Source organism: Streptomyces sp. NPDC008079, assembly GCF_042957385.1.
GTDB lineage: Bacteria > Actinomycetota > Actinomycetes > Streptomycetales > Streptomycetaceae > Actinacidiphila.
Map to the genome: position 1 here is coordinate 111219 of NZ_JBIBIC010000004.1, position 16595 is coordinate 127813.

Genomic DNA, 16595 nt, shown 5'->3' on the forward strand with positions numbered 1-16595 from the left:
CGCCCGGTCTCCCGGACGCGACTGCTACGCTAAAACCTGACATTGACGTCAGAGGCAAGCTCTGTGACGCAGACCATAGCCCGCCCGGGAGCCACCGCCCGGGCGGTGGGAACAGCCGGGAGGACATCGTGCGGATCGGGGAACTCGCGGCGCGGGCCGGGGTCAGCGTGCGGTCCGTGCGCTACTACGAGGAGCAGGGGCTGCTCACCAGCGTGCGCAGCGGCAGCGGGCAGCGGCACTACACGGACGAGGAGGTCGAGCGCGTCGCCTTCATCCAGCGCCTCTACGCGGCGGGCCTGTCCAGCCGCACCATCGCCGAACTGCTCCCCTGCGTCGACTCCCCCAGCGAGGAGAACTCCGACGCCGCCCTCGACCGGATGGCCCTGGAGCGCGACCGCCTCTCGGCCCATATCGACGACCTCGTCCGCACCCGCGACACCCTCGACGCCCTGATGGTCACGGCGCGGACCCACCGTGACCGGGTCCTCGCGGGGATGGCCACCCCCATGGAGGCGGCCAGGTCCTGCGTGGGGCACGCAGCAGGCTGACGGCCTCCGCGGGGGTCGCGACGACGGGGACGGACTCCGGCGGGGGCGGGCGGCGGACGATCAGGACGGGGATGCCCGCCTCACGGGCCGCCGTGAGTTTGGGGGCGGTCGCGGCGCCGCCGCTGTCCTTGGTGACCAGGACGTCGATCCGGTGCTCGCGCAGCAGCGCCCGTTCGGACTCCACTGTGAACGGGCCGCGGGCCAGCAGGACATGGACGTGCGGGGGAAGCGGCGGGTCCGGTGGGTCGACCGAGCGTGCCAGCAGGAATGTGGCGGACGCCGCGGCGAAGGCCGCGAGGTCGCCGCGCCCCGTGGTCAGGAGGGGACGGCTCCCGAGGCCCGGCAGCAGGGCCGCCGCGTCCGCGACGGAGTCGGCCCAGTGCCAGCGGTCGCCGGGACCGGCCGCCCAGCCCGGCCGGCGCAGCACGAGCAGCGGCAGGCGTACGGCGCGGGCCGCCTCGGCAGCGTGGGCGCTGATGACGGCGGCGAAGGGATGCGTGGCGTCGACCACCGCGTCCACCCGTTCCTCGCGCAGCCAGCGGGCCAGCCCGTCCGCTCCCCCGAAGCCGCCGATCCTGACCCGGCCGTCCGGCAGCCGGGGCTCCGCGACCCGCCCGGCCAGCGAACTCGTCGTCACCAACCCCGGAACGGCCGCGAGCAGCTCCGCGAGCCGCCGGGCCTCCCCCGTACCGCCGAGGATCAGCACATGCCTCGACTCCGCGCCGGGCGAGGTCACTTGGGGACGCCGCGCCGCAGCAGATAGGTGTCCATGATCCAGCCCTTGCGCGCCCTGGCCCGCGCCCGTACGTCGCTGATCCGTTGCGCGAGGGCGTCGTCCAGCGGTCCGGACAGCAGGATCTCGTCGGGCGTGCCGAGATACGCGCCCCAGTAGATCTCCAGCCCCTGGCCGGTGAAGCGCCCGAAGGTCTGGTGGGCGTCCAGCATCACCACCACGTCGTCCACCCCGTCCGGCAGCCCGCCGTCGGCGAGCCTGCGCCCGGTGGTGATCTGCACCGGCCGCCCGACCTGGTTGAGGCCCGTGCGGTGCTTGGCGGCCAGCGACGAGACGCTGCTGACGCCGGGCACGACCGTCCACTCGAACGCGGCGCTCCCCCGGCCGTGCACCTCTTCGAGGATGCCCAACGTGCTGTCGTACAGGGCCGGATCGCCCCAGACGAGGAACGCCCCGCAGCCGTCGTCCGGCAGTTCTCCGGCGATCAGCCGCTCGTAGATGTCGGCGCGGCGCCGTCGCCAGTCGTCAACCGCCTTCGCGTAGCCGGGAGTTGTCCGTTCCCGGTCGCGCTCCGGGTCGCGCGCGACGACCACGCGGTGCGGCCGTACGGCGTGCCGCCGCAGGATCTCCTCGCGCAGCGCGACCAGATCGGCCTTCTCCTCGCCCTTGTCGAGCAGGAAGAACACCTCGGTGCGGCCGATCGCCCGCACGGCCTGGAGGGTGAGCTGGTCCGGGTCGCCCGCCCCGATACCGATGACGAAGATCTGTTTCACGGTCCGGAGTCTCGCACAGCGGTCAGGGGCGTATGTCACAACGTCGCAGGCCCGATTGACGTGCCTGTTCGACAGCCCCTACGCTCAATTACGTGATGGCGTGAGGAAGCTGGTGAAAATCCAGCACGGTCGCGCCACTGTGTAGCCGGTCATCGAGGAGGTGGCCGGTGAGTCAGATACTCCGCCGTCACAACGCCCCATTCGATCGAGGGACGCCGAATCCCTGAAGGAGGCCCATCCGTGAGCTCTGTGTCCGCTCCCACCACCACCGCCACACCGGTCGTCCTGCCGGTCTCGAAGGCCGTGATGTGGCTGGTAGGCACCGCGATCCTGGCTTTCGCCGTCTACTACTTCATCGGTGTCGACCAGGGCGCGGTCAGCGTCTTCGGCAAGGACACCCACATCCACGAGTTCGTCCACGACGCCCGGCACTTCCTCGGTTTCCCCTGCCACTGAGTTCGCGCCGACGGAGCCGACAGAACAGACGGACAATTCGACATGGAAAAGAAACTCATCCTGCGCGGCATAGTCGTCGGCGCAGTCGCAGGGCTGCTCGCATTCCTCTTCGCGCGGATCTTCGCGGAGCCGGACATCAGTAAAGCGATCGACTACGAGAACGGCAGGGACGACGCGCAGGCCGCGCTCGACAAAGCCGCCGGGCTGCCGATGGAGCACGCGGGACACGAGCTGTTCAGCCGCACCGTCCAGGCGGACGTGGGCATCGGCGTCGGCATGATCTTCTTCGGCATGGCCATGGGCGCGCTCTTCGCGGTCGCCTACGCGGTCTGCCTGGGACGCGTCGGCAATCTGCGGGCGCGCAATCTCGCGCTGCTGGTCGCGGGCGGCGGATTCCTCGGCATCTACCTGGTGCCGTTCCTCAAGTACCCGGCGAATCCGCCCGCCATCGGGCACGAGGACACCATCAAGGACCGCACCGGGCTCTATCTGGTGATGGTCGTGTGTTCGCTGGCCTTTCTGGTCGGCGCGGCACTGCTCGGCAGAAGGCTCCAGGCCCGGTTCGGGAACTGGAACGCGACCCTGCTCGCCGGTGCCGCCTTCGTCGTCGCGATCGGCGTGGTGATGGCGCTGCTGCCGCAACTGGGCCACCTGGCGTACAACAAGGAGAATTTCGGCAACCACGCGACGGAGACGCCGCTGCCGCTCACCGACGACAAGGGCCGGATCGTCTATCCGGGATTCCCCGCCGATGTGCTGTTCTCCTTCCGCTTCTACTCGGTGGCCGCGCAGCTCCTGCTGTGGACGGTGATCGGGCTGGCCTTCGGCCCGTTGGCCGAGCGGGTGCTCGCCTCGCGCACCGCCCCCGCCGCGCAGACCGGCAGGACGGACCCGGTCAGCGCGTGAACCGATGAACGACGACGCGCCGCCGCCGTCCGAGCCGCCCGCCGAGGCGTCCCGGACGGCGGATCTCGCGGCCCTCGGCCCGTTCTTCGCCGCCGAGGGGCACCGCGCCGGTTCCGATACCGGCGTCCCCTGGCGGTCGATGGCCGAGCTGGCCGACGGCGGACCCGCGCTCGGCGACCGGGTGGCGGGCGTCAGGCGGTATCTCGCGGCGGCGGGCGGCCGGGAGGCGGAGGCCGTGGAACCGCGGGTCGCCGCGTCCGTGGCCCACCTCGGCCTGGTCGCCCGGGTGCTGTCGCCGACGCTGGCCCTCGCGGTCCTGCGCGGCGAGGTCACGCCGGGCCTGCGGCTCGCCGATCTGCGCTGGCAGCCGGTCCTGGGCGGCCCCTTCCCGCTGTCGCTGCCGCACACGCCTCAGGACACCGGCCAGGACACGGCTCCCGGCGCGCCCGCGGGAGGGGAGGCCCTGGCCGCCGCCCTCGCCCGCCATCTGCTCGACGGGCCGGTGCGCGAACTGGCCGACGCCTTCACGCCCTTCAAGGTGTCCCCGCACATCCTGTGGGGCAACAGCGCCTCCGCGCTGAACGGCGCCGCCGGGATGCTCGCCGCGGCGCGCCCCGCCGACGCCGGGCGCGTACGGTCGCTGGCCGCCCTGCTGCTGGACCGGCCGCCGCTGCGCGGTACGAGCACGGGGGCGCGTACGGGCGCACCGGGCGCGCCTTTCCGCCGGCGCAGTTGCTGCCTGATCTACCGGGCCGCGCCGGGGGGCGCGGGCGGGCTCTGCGGCGACTGCGTCCTCGCGCCGGTGGTACCGGCACCCCGCTGAGCTTGGGGCAGGCCAGGGTGGGCATCCTTATTGCCAGTACCTTGCAACAAGGACAGAGGTGCGTCTAGCTTGGCTTCGCCCGCTTCGACAAAGGACTGATGAAATGACCACCGCCACGTCTCCGGACGCACCGGCACCACCAGGGTCCCGCTGGCGCCGCATCGCCGGCTCGATGACCCGCGCCGAGTGGACGAGGGTCGGCGGCATGTTCGCCTTCATTCTCGCCCTGCACATCATCGGCTGGTTCACGCTGGTGGCGATCGTGGCCCCCGAGCACTACAGCCTCGGCACCAAGTCCTTCGGCATCGGCATCGGCGTCACCGCGTACACCCTCGGCATGCGGCACGCGTTCGACGCCGACCACATCGCGGCGATCGACAACACCACCCGCAAGCTGATGGGCGAGGGCAAGCGGCCCCTGTCGGTGGGCTTCTGGTTCTCGCTGGGCCACTCCAGCATCGTCTTCGGCCTGGCCTTCCTGCTCTCGCTCGGCATCAAGGCGCTCGCCAATCCCGTCGAGGACGACAACTCCCAGCTCCACAACGTCACCGGCTGGATCGGCACCACCGTCTCCGGCACCTTCCTGTACGTCATCGCCTTCATCAACCTGGTGATCCTGGCCGGGATCTGGAAGGTCTTCCGGCAGATGCGCGAGGGCCACTTCGACGAGGCGGCGCTGGAGGAGCAGCTCAACAACCGCGGTTTCATGAACCGGTTGCTGGGCCGGGTCATGAAGTCGATCACCAAGCCGTGGCAGATGTACCCGCTGGGCCTGCTCTTCGGCCTCGGCTTCGACACCGCCACCGAGATCGCGCTGCTGGTGCTCGCGGGCTCCGGCGCGGCGTCCGGGCTGCCCTGGTACGCGATCCTCTGCCTGCCGGTGCTCTTCGCCGCGGGCATGTCGCTGCTGGACACCATCGACGGCTCGTTCATGAACTTCGCCTACGAGTGGGCGTTCTCCAAGCCGGTCCGCAAGGTCTACTACAACCTGACCATCACCGGCCTGTCCGTCGCCGTCGCCCTCATCATCGGCACCGTCGAACTCCTCGGCCTGGTCGCGGACAAGGCGGGGTTCCACGGCGCCTTCTGGGACTGGGTCGGCGGGATCGACCTCAACATCGTCGGCTACGTCATCGTGGGCCTGTTCTTCGCCACCTGGGCCGTCGCCTTCGCCGTCTGGCGGTTCGGCAACATCGAGGAGAAGTGGTCGGCGGGCCTGCGCACCGCCGACCAGCAGGCCGACTGACCGGCGGCCAGCCCACGGCCCACGACGCGTCCGGGGCGGGCCCTAACCGCCCGCCCCGAGCGGCGGCCGGGTGCCGACGACGACGGTCGCGTACAGCTCGTCCGAGTCGGCGACGTGGGCGCGGAGCCCGGCGGCGGTGAAGAGGCCGACCGCCCGCCGGGCCTGCCGCTCGCTCGACTCGACCAGCAGGGAACCGCCGGGGGCGAGCCAGTCGGTGGCCCGCGCGGCGACACGGCGCATGACGTCGAGGCCGTCGGCGCCTCCGTCGAGCGCCATCAGGGCCTCGTGGTCGCGGGCCTCGGGCGGCAGCAGGCCGACCTCTTCGCTCGGTACGTAGGGGACGTTGGCGGCCAGCAGCCCGACCCGTCCGCGCAGGTCGGCCGGGAGCGGCGCGAAGAGGTCACCCTCGTACACCCGCCCGCCGACGCGGGCCACATTGCGGCGGGCGCAGCGCACCGCGGCCGGGTCGAGGTCGGCGGCGTGCAGTTCGACGCCGCCGCCGAGCGCGGTGGCCAGGGCGACGCCGACGGCCCCCGAGCCGCAGCACAGGTCCACGACGACGGCGCCGGGCGCGGCGAGCCCGGCCGCGACCCGGACGAGGAATTCGGTACGGCGGCGCGGTACGAAGACGCCGGGGTCCACGGCGAACCGCTGTCCGGCGAACTCGGCCCAGCCGAGGACGTGTTCGAGCGGCAGACCGTCCGCGCGGCGTGCGACCATCGCGGTGAGTTCTTCGGGGGTCCCGGCCGCCGCGATGAGCAGCCGCGCCTCGTCCTCGGCGAAGACGCAGCCCGCCGCCCTGAGCGCGGCGACGACGGTGGATTCGGGCGACGGTGCGGTGAAGTCCGACATGTAGAGCCTTTCGGGAAGCCCACGGGCACTCCCCCGGCCTCACCTACGTCGGAGAGACCGCTCGGCCGTACGGCGGGAGCACCCGGCCTGCGATACCGGTAATCGGTCCCACCTCCTCGGCTGATCTCGGCTGATCTCCACTGCTGTGGCGGGTCCTGGCCCGCCGCTGACGGCATCGACCCTACCCCACGGCGCGCCGCGCCCGTCGCCCCGAACCCGCGCCCTCGGACGGCGGCGCGCTGAACCGCAATGTAACGGTTAAGCATCAGCGCTGAATCAGTCCCTTTACCGGCCCACAACCCAATGCAATAGTGCGGTCGTTCCGCCACTGAATCGCTTAAGTACCGCGCTGTGGAGACGGAGATGGTGCACATGAAGGGCAAGGCACTCGCCGGGTCGCTGCTGGCGACCATGGCGCTGCTCGCCGCGGGTTGCGGTGGCGGGGGCTCGACGTCCAAGGGCGGTACCGCCACCGTGCCCGCCGACCCGTCGGCGGTGTCGGGTGACATCAAGGTCCTCACCCAGCGGACCGACCTCGTGCAGGACGGCACGATGAAGAAGTACGCCGCCGAGTTCAGCAAGCGCTACCCGAAGGTGCGGGTGACCTTCGAGGGGATCACGGACTACGAGGGCGAGGTGAAGATCCGGATGAACACCTCGAACTACGGCGATGTGCTGATGATCCCGGCGGCCATCAAGACCGACGACTACCCGAAGTTCTTCGCCTCGCTGGGCAGCGCCGAGGAGTTGGGAAAGAAGTACACCTTCACCGGCAAGGCCACGGTCGGCGGCAAGGTCTACGGCATCGCGAACTTCGCGAACGCGGCGGGCTTCGTCTACAACAAGGCCGTCTGGCGGCAGGCCGGGGTCACCGACTGGCCGACCACTCCCGACGCCTTCCTCGCCGACCTCAAGGCCGTCAAGGCCAAGACCTCCGCGACGCCGTACTACACCAACTACAAGGACGGCTGGCCGCTGACCGCCTGGACCTCGGTGCAAGGCGCGGCCACCTGCGACGCCAAGGCGGCCGACGAGCCCGCCACCGACCCGGACCCCTGGCGCGCGGGCACCGACCTGAACGTCGGCGACACGCTGCTCTACACCATCGTGCACGACAAGCTCTCCGAGCAGGACCCGACCACCACCAACTGGGAGAACAGCAAGAATCTGCTGGCCACCGGCAAGATCGCCACCATGTGGCTGGGCTCGTGGTCCATCGTGCAGATGCAGGACGCGGCGAAGAAGGCCGGGCGCGACCCGTCCGAGATCGGCTACATGCCCTTCCCCTCCCAGAAGAACGGCACCTTCTGCACCCCGGTGGCGCCCGACTACCAGGAGGCGGTGAACGTCCACTCCAAGAACAAGGCGGCGGCCCGCGCCTGGATCGACTGGTTCACCGACAAGTCCGGCTACGTGCAGACCAATCAGGCCGTCCCCACGCTCAAGGGCGGACCGCTGCCGTCGGCCCTCAAGCCGTTCCAGGACGCCGGTGTGCGGTTCGTGGAGATGTCGCAGGCGCAGAGCGCCAAGGTCACCAGGATCGACAACCAGTCCGAGATCGGCATGACCGACAAGCCCGAGTACCGCCAGCACCTGATCGACGTGGCGCGCGGCGCCGCGGGGGGTGATCTCCCCGGAATCTTCGCCGGCCTCGCCAAGAAGTGGGCGAACGCGCAGAAGACCGCCGCCCTGTGACGCGCGCCCGGGTCTGGCGGACCGTGACGCCGTGGCTGTACCTGGCGGTGCCGCTCGCTCTGCTGATCACGTTCACCTACCTGCCGGTCGGCACCATGATCAGGGACAGCTTCACCGACTGGGACGGGGTCAGCCCCGACCGGAACTACGTCGGGGCCAAGAACTACGTGGAGCTGTTCACCAGGCCCGAGCTGTTCCAGGTCTTCTTCGTCAGCGTCTACTACCTGGCTGCGTCGGTGGCGCAGATCGCGCTGGCGCTGTACTTCGCGACCGTGCTCAGCTTCGATCTGCGGTTCCGGAATCTCTTCAAGGGCCTGCTGTTCTTCCCCTACCTGCTCAACGGGGTCGCGATCGGCTTCGTCTTCCTGTACTTCTTCCAGCCGCACGGCACCCTCGACACCGTGCTGAGCGCCTTCGGGGTGCACGGGCACCACTTCTGGCTGGGCAGCGGGCGGACGGCGAACACCTCGCTGTCCGCGGTGTCGGTGTGGCGCTTCATGGGCCTGAACTTCGTGCTGTTCCTCGGCGCGATCCAGTCGATCCCCGGTGAGCTGTACGAGGCGTCGGAACTGGACGGCGCCAACCGCTGGCAGCAGTTCCGGCACATCATCGCGCCGGGCATCAAACCGGTGCTGAGTCTGAGCGCGATCCTGGCGATCTCCGGCTCGCTGTCGGCGTTCGAGATCCCGTACATCATGACCGGCGGCGCGGCGGGCACTCAGACCTTCGTGATCCAGACGGTGAAGCTGGCATTCGAGTTCAACAAGATGGGGCTGGCCTCGGCGGCGGCCGTCGCCCTGCTGGTGATCATCTTGCTGGTGACCTGGTTGCAGCGCGTCGTGGTGCCCGACGAGAGGAACGATCTCGTATGACCTCGCTGCTCGTCCGCGACACGGCGCAGGCTCCGCCGCCGGAGACCGTCGACCGGCCCGCGCGCACCCGCAGGGTGCTGGTCAGGGCGCTGGTGTACCTCTCGCTCGTGCTGGCCTCCGCGGTGGTGCTGCTGCCGCTGGTCGCGGTGTTCCTGACCTCGCTCAAGACGTCGCGGGAGATGACGGCGGACGGCGGGGCGCTGTCGCTGCCGCACAACTGGCTGAACTACCACAATTATGTGACGGCCTTCCGGGCCGGGAAGATGCTGCGCGCGTTCGGGAACACCGCCTTCATCCTGGTCTTCTCGATCGCGGGCACGGTGCTGATCGGCTCGATGGCGGCGTACGCGATCGACCGGTTCCACTTCCGGCTGCGGCGGCTGGTGATCGCGCTGTTCCTGATCGGCTCGCTGGTGCCGAGCGTGACGACACAGGTGGCGACCTTCAAGATCGTGAACAACTTCGGCATGTACGACAGCCGTTGGGCACCGATCGTGCTGTACATGGGCACGGACATCGTGTCGATCTACATCTTCCTCCAGTTCATCCGGAGCATTCCGGTCTCGCTGGACGAGGCGGCCAGGATCGACGGCGCGAACACCTTCACGATCTACTGGCGGATCATCCTGCCGCTGCTCAAACCGGCCATCGCCACGGTGGTGATCATCAAGGGGATCACGGTCTACAACGACTTCTACATCCCCTTCCTGTACATGCCGTCGGAGAGTCTGGGGACCATCTCGACGTCGCTGTTCCGCTTCAAGGGGCCCTACGGCGCGCATTGGGAGGACATCTCGGCGGGCGCGATCCTGGTGATCGTGCCGACGCTGGTGATCTTCCTGTTCCTCCAGCGGTTCATCTACAACGGATTCACCAGAGGCGCGACGAAGTAGGGACGCAGCGGGAGCGAAGCGGACCGGCGCTCGCCGGTCAGGTCGTACGGGCGGGCGGGGCGGTGCTCTCGCGCGGGGTCAGTACCGGGGTGGCCACCGGTCCCGTCGCGGGTGTGCCGCCCTTCAGCACGGTCAGCAGCCGCCGGGCCACCTCGGCGCCGATGCCGAAGACGTCATGGCTCATCGCCGACAGCTTCGGCAGGGTGAGCTGGCACAGCTGCGAGTCGTCCCAGGCGAGCAGGGAGACGTCACGGGGGGACGGCGAGGCCCATCTCGGCGGCCACCGCCAGACCGGCGACGGCCATCAGGTCGTTGTCGTAGAGGATCGCGGTGGGGCGGCGTCCCGGCTCCCCGGCCGGAGGGCTCACCGCTCGTCGCCCGGATCCGTGCGCTGGACCGCGGAGTTGACGCAGTACAGCGCCGCGGCGGCGGCTCCGGGCTCCGGCCGGTCCCAGCCGCGTACGGTGATCGTGACGCGCTCGCCGGGCAGCAGGGTGACCAGGCCCCGGTCGGCGTGGGCCGCGGGGTCGAGCCGGTCGGCCTGGAGCAGCAGGTCGCGCAGGAGCGTCCGGGCGGTGACGGTCACTTCGGTGGCGCCGCCGTCGGAGGTGGCCAGCTCCAGGTCCCAGCGGGGCGCGGGGTAGGCGAAGTCCTTGTCCCTGGCCGGGAACCACAGGGCGCGGACGTCCTCGCCGCCGCCGGGTCCTTCGGCCTCGACGGTCAGCAGTTCCTTGGTGCTGTCGCCCGGCGGTACGAGGTCGCGCGGTACGGCGATCTCGGCGACCGTGCGGGCCGTCGCGGTGAACGGCAGCCGGGCTTCGGCGAGTACGGCGCCGTCCACCGCGACCCTGCGCAGGACCGCCGTGCCCGACCAGTCCCGCGCGCTCTGGTTGACCAGGGCCGCGATCAGGCCGTCGGCGCGCTCCTGGACGGTGAGCAGCCGGTCCGCGTAGAGCCGCTTCAGCTCGTGGTAAAGCGGCTTCTCGCGCTCGTCGCCGTCGATCGCGGCCCACGACGTCACCGGCCAGCAGTCGTTGAGCTGCCAGACGACGGTGCCCGCGCAGGCAGGCCAGTGCGAGCGCCAGTGCTCGATGCCGCACGCGATGGCGCGGACCTGGTTGACCTGCGTCAGGTAGTGCCAGGTGTCGAAGTCGGCGGGGGCCGGGAAGTGGTGGGCCAGGCCGCGGTCCAGCTTGCCGTTGCCGTCGGCGGCCTTCTGGTGGTGCAGCATGCCGGGCGAGTCCGGGGTGAGCGGGTCGTCGGTCAGCGCCCGGCGCAGTGTGGCGTACGCGGGCGGCGCCTGCCAGCCGAATTCGGCGACGAAGCGCGGCACGTCCTCCAGGTAGCCGGTCCAGTCCCGGCGGTTCCACACCTCCCAGGAGTGGGCGGTGCCGTGCGCCGGGTCGTTGGGGTGGTGGTTCCAGGAGCCGGACCAGGGGCTGCCCGCCCAGTAGGGCCGGGTGGGGTCGGTCTCGGCGACCACGCGGGGCAGCAGGCCCAGGTAGTAGCCCTCGCCCCAGGACGCGCCCGCCAGATCCTGCTCCCAGTCCCAGTCGCGGAAGCCCCACAGATTCTCGTTGTTGCCGTTCCACAGCACGAGGCTGGCGTGCGGGGCGAGCCGGGCCACGTTCTCCCGCGCCTCGGCCTCCACCTCCGAACGCAGCGGCTGCTCCTCGGAGTAGGCGGCGCAGGCGAACAGGAAGTCCTGCCAGACCAGCAGCCCGGCCTCGTCGCAGGCGTCGTAGAAGTCGTCGCTCTCGTAGATCCCGCCGCCCCAGACGCGGATCAGGTCGACGCCCGCGTCCTTGGCCTGCTGGAGCCTGCGGCGGTAGCGGTCGGGGGTGATCCGGGTCGGGAAGACGTCGTCCGGGATCCAGTTGACCCCGCGGGCGAATATCGGCTCGCCGTTGACCAGCAGGGTGAAGGGGGTGCCCTTCTCGTCGGGGGCGGTGTCGAGGGTGACGGTGCGGAAGCCGATGCGGCGCTGCCAGTGGTCGAGCGCGACGCCGTCTTCGCTGTCGGGGCTCTCGGTCCCGGCGTCGACGAGGGTGACCTCGCAGTCGTACAGCGGCTGGGCGCCGTAGCCGTGCGGCCACCACAGCTCGGGGCCGGGCACCTCGGCGGTGACGGTGCACCGGTCGGCGCCCGCGGGCACGTCGGCCTCGACCCGCGTCTCCCCCACCCGCAGGCGGACGGTCAGCGGGCGGTTCAGGCCGGACGCGGTGCGCTCGATCTCCAGCCGGGCCTCGACCCGTCCGGTGCCGTCGGCCACCGTGACCAGCGGGGTGACGCCCGACAGCCGCGCGGTCGACCAGTGTTCGAGCCGCGCGGGCTTCCAGATCCCGGCGGTGACCAGTGTCGGACCCCAGTCCCAGCCGAAGGAGCAGGCCATCTTGCGGATGTACTGGAAGGGCTCGGGGTACGAGTTGGGCCGGTCGCCGACCAGCGCGCGGACCCGTTCCGCCTCGGTGTAGGCGGAGGTGAAGGCGACGGTCAGCGCGGTCTCGGCCGCCGGTCCGTACCGCTCGGTGACGTCGTAGCGGTAACCGCGGTGCATGTTGCGCGTGGCGCCGAGGACGGTGTCACCGAGGCGGATCTCGGCCACCGTGTCCAGGCCGTCGAAGACCAGGTCGGTGCGCTCGTGCCCGGTGGCACGCGGCGGCAGCGCCGTCTCGTACGTCCAGTCCGCGCGTCCCACCCACGCCGCCGCGGTCTCGTTCCGGTCCAGGAACGGGTCCTTCAGCAGCCCGGCGGCCATCAGGTCGGTGTGCACGCAGCCGGGTACCTGGGCGGGTACGGTGCCGGACCCGAGCGCGGGCGCGGCGTCCGCTCCGGCTGCCGACCCGGACTCGGGAAGGCGCAGCCTCCAGCCGTCGGCGATCGGCGTGACGTCCTTCATTCCTGCTCCTTGCCTGCTGTTGCCTTGCCGCCGGGCGGTTTCCGGCCGGTTGTCGGCCCCGTGGCCCGCGGCGCCCAACTTCGCGACCCCGCCGACCGGCTGTCCATTAAACGGTAAAGCACCGCAAGTGCTGATGGGAAGCGGGGTGTTCCCTCGATGTCAGGGGCTTTGCTGAACCGATACAGGGCCGTCCCGGGGCCGGCCCGGAGCCTGTCCGGGGCCGGTGCGGGACCCGGCGGACCGTGGCGGTGAAAAAACCTCCGCCGGAGGCGATGAGTTTCGGACGCCGCGCCGGTCAACCCCGCACAAGCCGTATCCGATCCTCGGGAGTGATCCGCATGGCCACGTCCACCACCACCGTCACCGACTACCTCGCCGCCCTGGAGGAGCCGCTGCGCGAAGTCGGCACGAAGGCGCGGGAGATCATCGAGGCCGCGCTGCCGGACGCGCCCGGCGCCATGTGGCACGGCCACCCGGTGTGGAGCCTGGGCGGAGCGCCGGGCGTCGCACCGGTCTGCCTGCTCAAGGCGTACGGCTCCTATGTGACCTTCGGGCTCTGGCAGGGCCAGCAGGTCGAGGACGCCAGCGGGCGGCTGGAGCCGGGCGCGCGGGCCATGGCCTCGGTCAAGCTGCGCGCTCTGGACGACGTGGACGCCGAACTGTTCACGCGGTGGCTCGCCCAGGCCCGCGCGCTGGCCGCGGCGGAGTCGGCCTGAGCGCGGGAGGCCGCGGCACGCGGCGAGGCCGCACCGCGCGAGGAGGCGGCGGTCAGCGCGGGCCGCGCCGGCCGCGCACGGCCAGGGCGACGCAGCCGACCGTCGCCGCCAGGGCCAGCGCGGCGGGCAGCCGTGCCCAGTCGGTACCGGCCACCGGCACCGTCGCGCAGACGAAGGTCAGGGCGACGGCCGCCGCCGCGGTCCGGGCGGGGGCCGGGCCGCGGGCGGCGCGCGGCGCGGTCGCGCCCCGCGTCCAGTCGTCGGTGATCAGCAGATACGCCAGGAAGAGGCCCGCGACGCAGGCGGCCAGCCAGGTCGGCGGTTCGGTGACCGCCGCGGCCACCACCGACCCCACGGCGAGGACGGTGGAACGGCGGCGGGCGGCAACCTTTGCCCAGCGCATCGAATTGCGCACCGGCCGCTCGTCCACCATCGGCGCCGCCCACCAGGCGACCCCGGCCACCACGAGCAGCGCCACCTGTGCGCCGAGCGAGTGGCGTACGGCCTCCGGCGCGTCGCACGCCGCGAGCGCGAGCGCCACGGCCAGGCAGCGGGCGGGCAGTTGGGCGGGAAGCCGGATGCGGCGGGCCGCCCGGGCGGGGGCCGAAGGTACAGAAGGTGCCGAAGGCGCGTCGGCCGAGGGGGCCGGGGCCGCGGGCGTCAGGGCGGGAGCCGAAGGCGCCGCGGGCGCGTCGGCCGAAGGTGCCGCGGGCGTCAGGGGCGAGGGTGCCGGGGCCGCGCCCGGCCGCTCCGCCGTACCGCTCATCGCCTGCCTCCGTGGATACGTGTGCGCACCAGCGGCGCCAGGGCCAGATCGAGGGTCTCGCCGCGCTCGTGGGTGACCACCGCGATGCCGCGCTCCTTCAGCGCGAAGCGCGTCGCGTCCCGCTCGGACCGCCACAGCCGCAGGCCCAGCTCCGCGTTGACGTCGCCGGGTTCGATGTACGGGTCCGCGGTGGCGATCTCGATCACCACCAGGGCGAGGGCCCGCGCGGCCACGCGATGCAGCACGTCGAGGATCCGCTGGTCGGCGAGCGGCGTGAAGACGTACACGATCGCGCCTTCGGGCAGCGCGGGCGGCGGGAGGTTGCTCACGCCCTCGGTGCGGTAGGAGATGTCCTTGCGGACTTCGAGGACGCTCTCGACGATCCGGTAGAAGTAGCCGTCCCCGCTGCCCGGCTGGAGCCAGCGGGTCGTGCCGCCCACCGAGACGACGCCGACCCGGTCGTGGGTGCGCAGATAGGCGCGGACCAGTCCGGCCGCCGCGCGGAAGGTCTCGTCCAGCGAGGACGTGCCGATGACCGGGTCGAGGACGTCGCCGAGTCCGTCGAGCATGACGACGGTGTCGGCGGCGCGCTCCGCGGCGAACTGCTGGAGTTGCAGGGAGCCGCGGCGGGTCGTGGCGGGCCAGTTGATCCGCCGCTGCCGCTCGCCGCGGATGTACGGGTGCACACCGGTGACCTCGACGCCCTCACCGCGCTGCGCCGCGGTGTGCTCGCCGAGCCGCTGCGGGAGGCGGACCGGGATGGGCGTCATCCCGGCGCGGGACGGCACGGGGAACACCCGCACCTCGCCGAGGTCCGCGCGGACCGTGCGGCGGGCGGTGCCGCCCGCGTCGTAGAGGTCGAGATCGACGGTACCGAGCGTCCAGCGGCCCCAGCGCTCGGCGGTCAGCCGCAGTTCCACGCGCGAGCTGCCCACGGTGAGGTGGTCGAGCCGTACACCGGGCCCCAGCGTGACGCCGGGGTCGAGCCGCCCGCGGTCGCCGTCGTACGCGACGGTGATCCTGGCGGTGACGGTCTCGTCCTCGAACAGCCGCCGCGGTTCGACGTCGACCGTGACGTCCATCCGCGCCGTGCGCGTGCCGTACGGGAGTGAGAGCGCGAGCAGCACCAGCGGGCCGGCGGCCAGCGCGATCAGCCACGGCCGTCCGGTGAGCAGGGCGGCGGCGACGGCGACCGCGGTCACCGTGCCGTACCGCAGGGCGCGCTCGCCCGCGCGCCAGCCGGTCGGCGGCGGTGGCGGTGGCTCCGCGGGCACGGCCCGCCGCTCGCCGGGCGGAGGCTGGGCGCCGCCGAGCGCGCGGGCGACGGCCGCGTGGGGGTCGGTCATGACGCGACGGCGTCACGGGCCGCCAGCGGCAGGGTCTGCGGGGCGGGTACGGACTGCACGATCTCCCGGATCACGTCGTCGGCGTTGATCTGCCGGACCCACAGCTCGGGGCGGAGCGTGACGCGGTGGGCGAGCGCCGGGACCGCCACCCACTTCACGTCCTCGGGGGTGACGTAGTCCCGGCCGTCGAGCACGGCGCGGGCGCGGGCGAGTTGGACCAGCGCGAGGCCGCCGCGCGGTGACGCGCCGACCTGGATGTGCGCGTGGTCGCGGGTCGCGCCGACCAGCGCCACGATGTACTCCAGCAGGTCGTCCTCGACCTCGACCCGCTCCACCGCCGCGCGCATCGCGAGCACTTCCGACGGCCCGCTGAGGGTGCGCAGCTTCGCCTCGGGCGCGGCCCTGTCGATCCTGGACCGCAGCATGTCGGTCTCCTGCGGCGCCGACAGATAGCCCATCCGCACCCGCAGCAGGAACCGGTCGAGCTGCGCCTCGGGGAGCGTGTACGTGCCCTCGTACTCGATGGGGTTGGCGGTCGCGATCACCACGAACGGGTCGGGCAGTTGGCGGGTGCTGCCGTCGATCGACACCTGCGACTCGGCCATCGCCTCCAGCAGGGCGGCCTGGGTCTTGGGCGGGGTGCGGTTGATCTCGTCGGCGAGCAGCAGGTGCGTGAAGACGGGGCCGGGCCTGAAGACCATCTCGCCGCTGTGCTGGTCGTAGAAGGGCGCGCCGGTGACGTCGGAGGGCAGCAGGTCGGGGGTGAACTGGATGCGGCGGAACTCCAGTCCGAGGGTGGTGGCGAAGGATCTGGCCAGCAGCGTCTTGCCGAGTCCCGGCAGGTCCTCGATGAGGACGTGGCCGCCCGCGAGCACGCCGAGCATGACCAGCTCCAGCGGTTCCGGCTTGCCGACCACGGCGGTGCGGATCTCGGCGAGCACCTCGGCGGCCCTCTCACCCGCCCGCCGCGGGCTCAGGGCGTCGGCGTCGTGGTCGGATATGCGCTCGGAGCTGGTCACTGCGGTCCTCACCTTGCCTGGTCGTGGAGCGTCGTGAAACGGGGTACGGGGG

At 71.7% G+C, this 16595-nt stretch carries 16 protein-coding genes, 1 pseudogene and 1 riboswitch; of the genes and pseudogenes, 9 read left to right on the forward strand and 8 right to left on the reverse strand.

Features of this window, described 5'->3' with window-relative positions:
• The first annotated feature begins 128 nt into the window (after window positions 1–128).
• Complete coding sequence (locus tag ACFZAM_RS11905; protein ID WP_391045024.1) at window positions 129–548, forward strand: MerR family transcriptional regulator; 420 nt, start codon at window positions 129–131, stop codon at window positions 546–548.
• Here the strand turns inward: ACFZAM_RS11905 and ACFZAM_RS11910 are convergent.
• Window positions 457–1284: a cobalt-precorrin-6A reductase gene (locus tag ACFZAM_RS11910; protein ID WP_391045027.1), complete on the reverse strand. Its 828-nt coding sequence runs from the start codon at window positions 1282–1284 to the stop codon at window positions 457–459. The two genes, ACFZAM_RS11905 and ACFZAM_RS11910, sit on opposite strands and share 92 nt — an antisense overlap.
• Window positions 1281–2054: a precorrin-6A synthase (deacetylating) gene (cobF, locus tag ACFZAM_RS11915; RefSeq protein ID WP_391045030.1), complete on the reverse strand. Its 774-nt coding sequence runs from the start codon at window positions 2052–2054 to the stop codon at window positions 1281–1283. Before cobF ends, ACFZAM_RS11910 begins: the two co-directional genes overlap by 4 nt.
• A 55-nt stretch (window positions 2055–2109) precedes the next feature.
• A riboswitch (cobalamin riboswitch) is annotated at window positions 2110–2258 on the forward strand.
• 36 nt (window positions 2259–2294) lie between these two features.
• Here cobF and ACFZAM_RS11920 point away from each other — a divergent pair.
• From ACFZAM_RS11920 to ACFZAM_RS11935, 4 genes are all read left to right on the forward strand, one after another.
• Window positions 2295–2510: a CbtB-domain containing protein gene (locus tag ACFZAM_RS11920; RefSeq protein ID WP_391045033.1), complete on the forward strand. Its 216-nt coding sequence runs from the start codon at window positions 2295–2297 to the stop codon at window positions 2508–2510.
• 42 nt (window positions 2511–2552) lie between these two features.
• Window positions 2553–3416 (forward strand): CbtA family protein, encoded by an 864-nt coding sequence (locus tag ACFZAM_RS11925; RefSeq protein WP_391045035.1) that lies wholly within the window; start codon window positions 2553–2555, stop codon window positions 3414–3416.
• Window positions 3417–3420: 4 nt separating this feature from the next.
• Entirely contained in the window at window positions 3421–4239 is an 819-nt protein-coding gene (locus tag ACFZAM_RS11930; protein WP_391045038.1) for a (2Fe-2S)-binding protein, read from the forward strand.
• Window positions 4240–4342: 103 nt separating this feature from the next.
• Window positions 4343–5485: a HoxN/HupN/NixA family nickel/cobalt transporter gene (locus tag ACFZAM_RS11935; RefSeq protein WP_355341022.1), complete on the forward strand. Its 1143-nt coding sequence runs from the start codon at window positions 4343–4345 to the stop codon at window positions 5483–5485.
• Between the two features lie 42 nt (window positions 5486–5527).
• On the opposite strand, the gene ACFZAM_RS11940 is transcribed toward ACFZAM_RS11935, so the two are convergent.
• Window positions 5528–6337: a putative protein N(5)-glutamine methyltransferase gene (locus ACFZAM_RS11940; protein WP_391045042.1), complete on the reverse strand. Its 810-nt coding sequence runs from the start codon at window positions 6335–6337 to the stop codon at window positions 5528–5530.
• A 363-nt stretch (window positions 6338–6700) separates the two neighbouring features.
• Between ACFZAM_RS11940 and ACFZAM_RS11945 the strand changes: the two genes are divergently transcribed.
• From ACFZAM_RS11945 to ACFZAM_RS11955, 3 genes are read left to right on the forward strand one after another with little or no spacing between them, the layout of a single operon-like run.
• Window positions 6701–8032, forward strand: coding sequence for an extracellular solute-binding protein (locus ACFZAM_RS11945; protein WP_391045045.1), 1332 nt, complete (start codon window positions 6701–6703; stop codon window positions 8030–8032).
• Window positions 7999–8904, forward strand: a complete 906-nt coding sequence (locus ACFZAM_RS11950) for an ABC transporter permease subunit (protein WP_391045049.1) — start codon at window positions 7999–8001, stop codon at window positions 8902–8904. The genes ACFZAM_RS11945 and ACFZAM_RS11950 overlap by 34 nt, the downstream gene beginning before the upstream one ends.
• Window positions 8901–9797, forward strand: a complete 897-nt coding sequence (locus ACFZAM_RS11955; protein WP_391045051.1) for an ABC transporter permease subunit — start codon at window positions 8901–8903, stop codon at window positions 9795–9797. Before ACFZAM_RS11950 ends, ACFZAM_RS11955 begins: the two co-directional genes overlap by 4 nt.
• 37 nt (window positions 9798–9834) lie before the next feature.
• Here ACFZAM_RS11955 and ACFZAM_RS11960 read toward each other — a convergent pair.
• Window positions 9835–10144: pseudogene (locus ACFZAM_RS11960) on the reverse strand (substrate-binding domain-containing protein); the annotation flags it as partial.
• A 17-nt stretch (window positions 10145–10161) separates the two neighbouring features.
• Window positions 10162–12696 (reverse strand): glycoside hydrolase family 2 protein, encoded by a 2535-nt coding sequence (locus ACFZAM_RS11965; protein ID WP_391045053.1) that lies wholly within the window; start codon window positions 12694–12696, stop codon window positions 10162–10164.
• Window positions 12697–13034: 338 nt separating this feature from the next.
• Here ACFZAM_RS11965 and ACFZAM_RS11970 point away from each other — a divergent pair, with 338 nt between their 5' ends.
• Complete coding sequence (locus ACFZAM_RS11970; protein ID WP_355341037.1) at window positions 13035–13412, forward strand: DUF1801 domain-containing protein; 378 nt, start codon at window positions 13035–13037, stop codon at window positions 13410–13412.
• Window positions 13413–13464: 52 nt separating this feature from the next.
• Here ACFZAM_RS11970 and ACFZAM_RS11975 read toward each other — a convergent pair whose 3' ends face one another.
• From ACFZAM_RS11975 to ACFZAM_RS11985, 3 genes are read right to left on the reverse strand one after another with little or no spacing between them, the layout of a single operon-like run.
• Entirely contained in the window at window positions 13465–14178 is a 714-nt protein-coding gene (locus ACFZAM_RS11975; RefSeq protein ID WP_391045056.1) for a hypothetical protein, read from the reverse strand.
• Window positions 14175–15524 carry a DUF58 domain-containing protein gene (locus ACFZAM_RS11980; protein ID WP_391045059.1) on the reverse strand — a complete coding sequence of 450 codons (1350 nt, stop codon included), beginning with the start codon at window positions 15522–15524 and terminating at the stop codon, window positions 14175–14177. Before ACFZAM_RS11980 ends, ACFZAM_RS11975 begins: the two co-directional genes overlap by 4 nt.
• Window positions 15521–16543 carry an AAA family ATPase gene (locus tag ACFZAM_RS11985; protein WP_391045062.1) on the reverse strand — a complete coding sequence of 341 codons (1023 nt, stop codon included), beginning with the start codon at window positions 16541–16543 and terminating at the stop codon, window positions 15521–15523. Before ACFZAM_RS11985 ends, ACFZAM_RS11980 begins: the two co-directional genes overlap by 4 nt.
• Window positions 16544–16595: the final 52 nt, after the last annotated feature.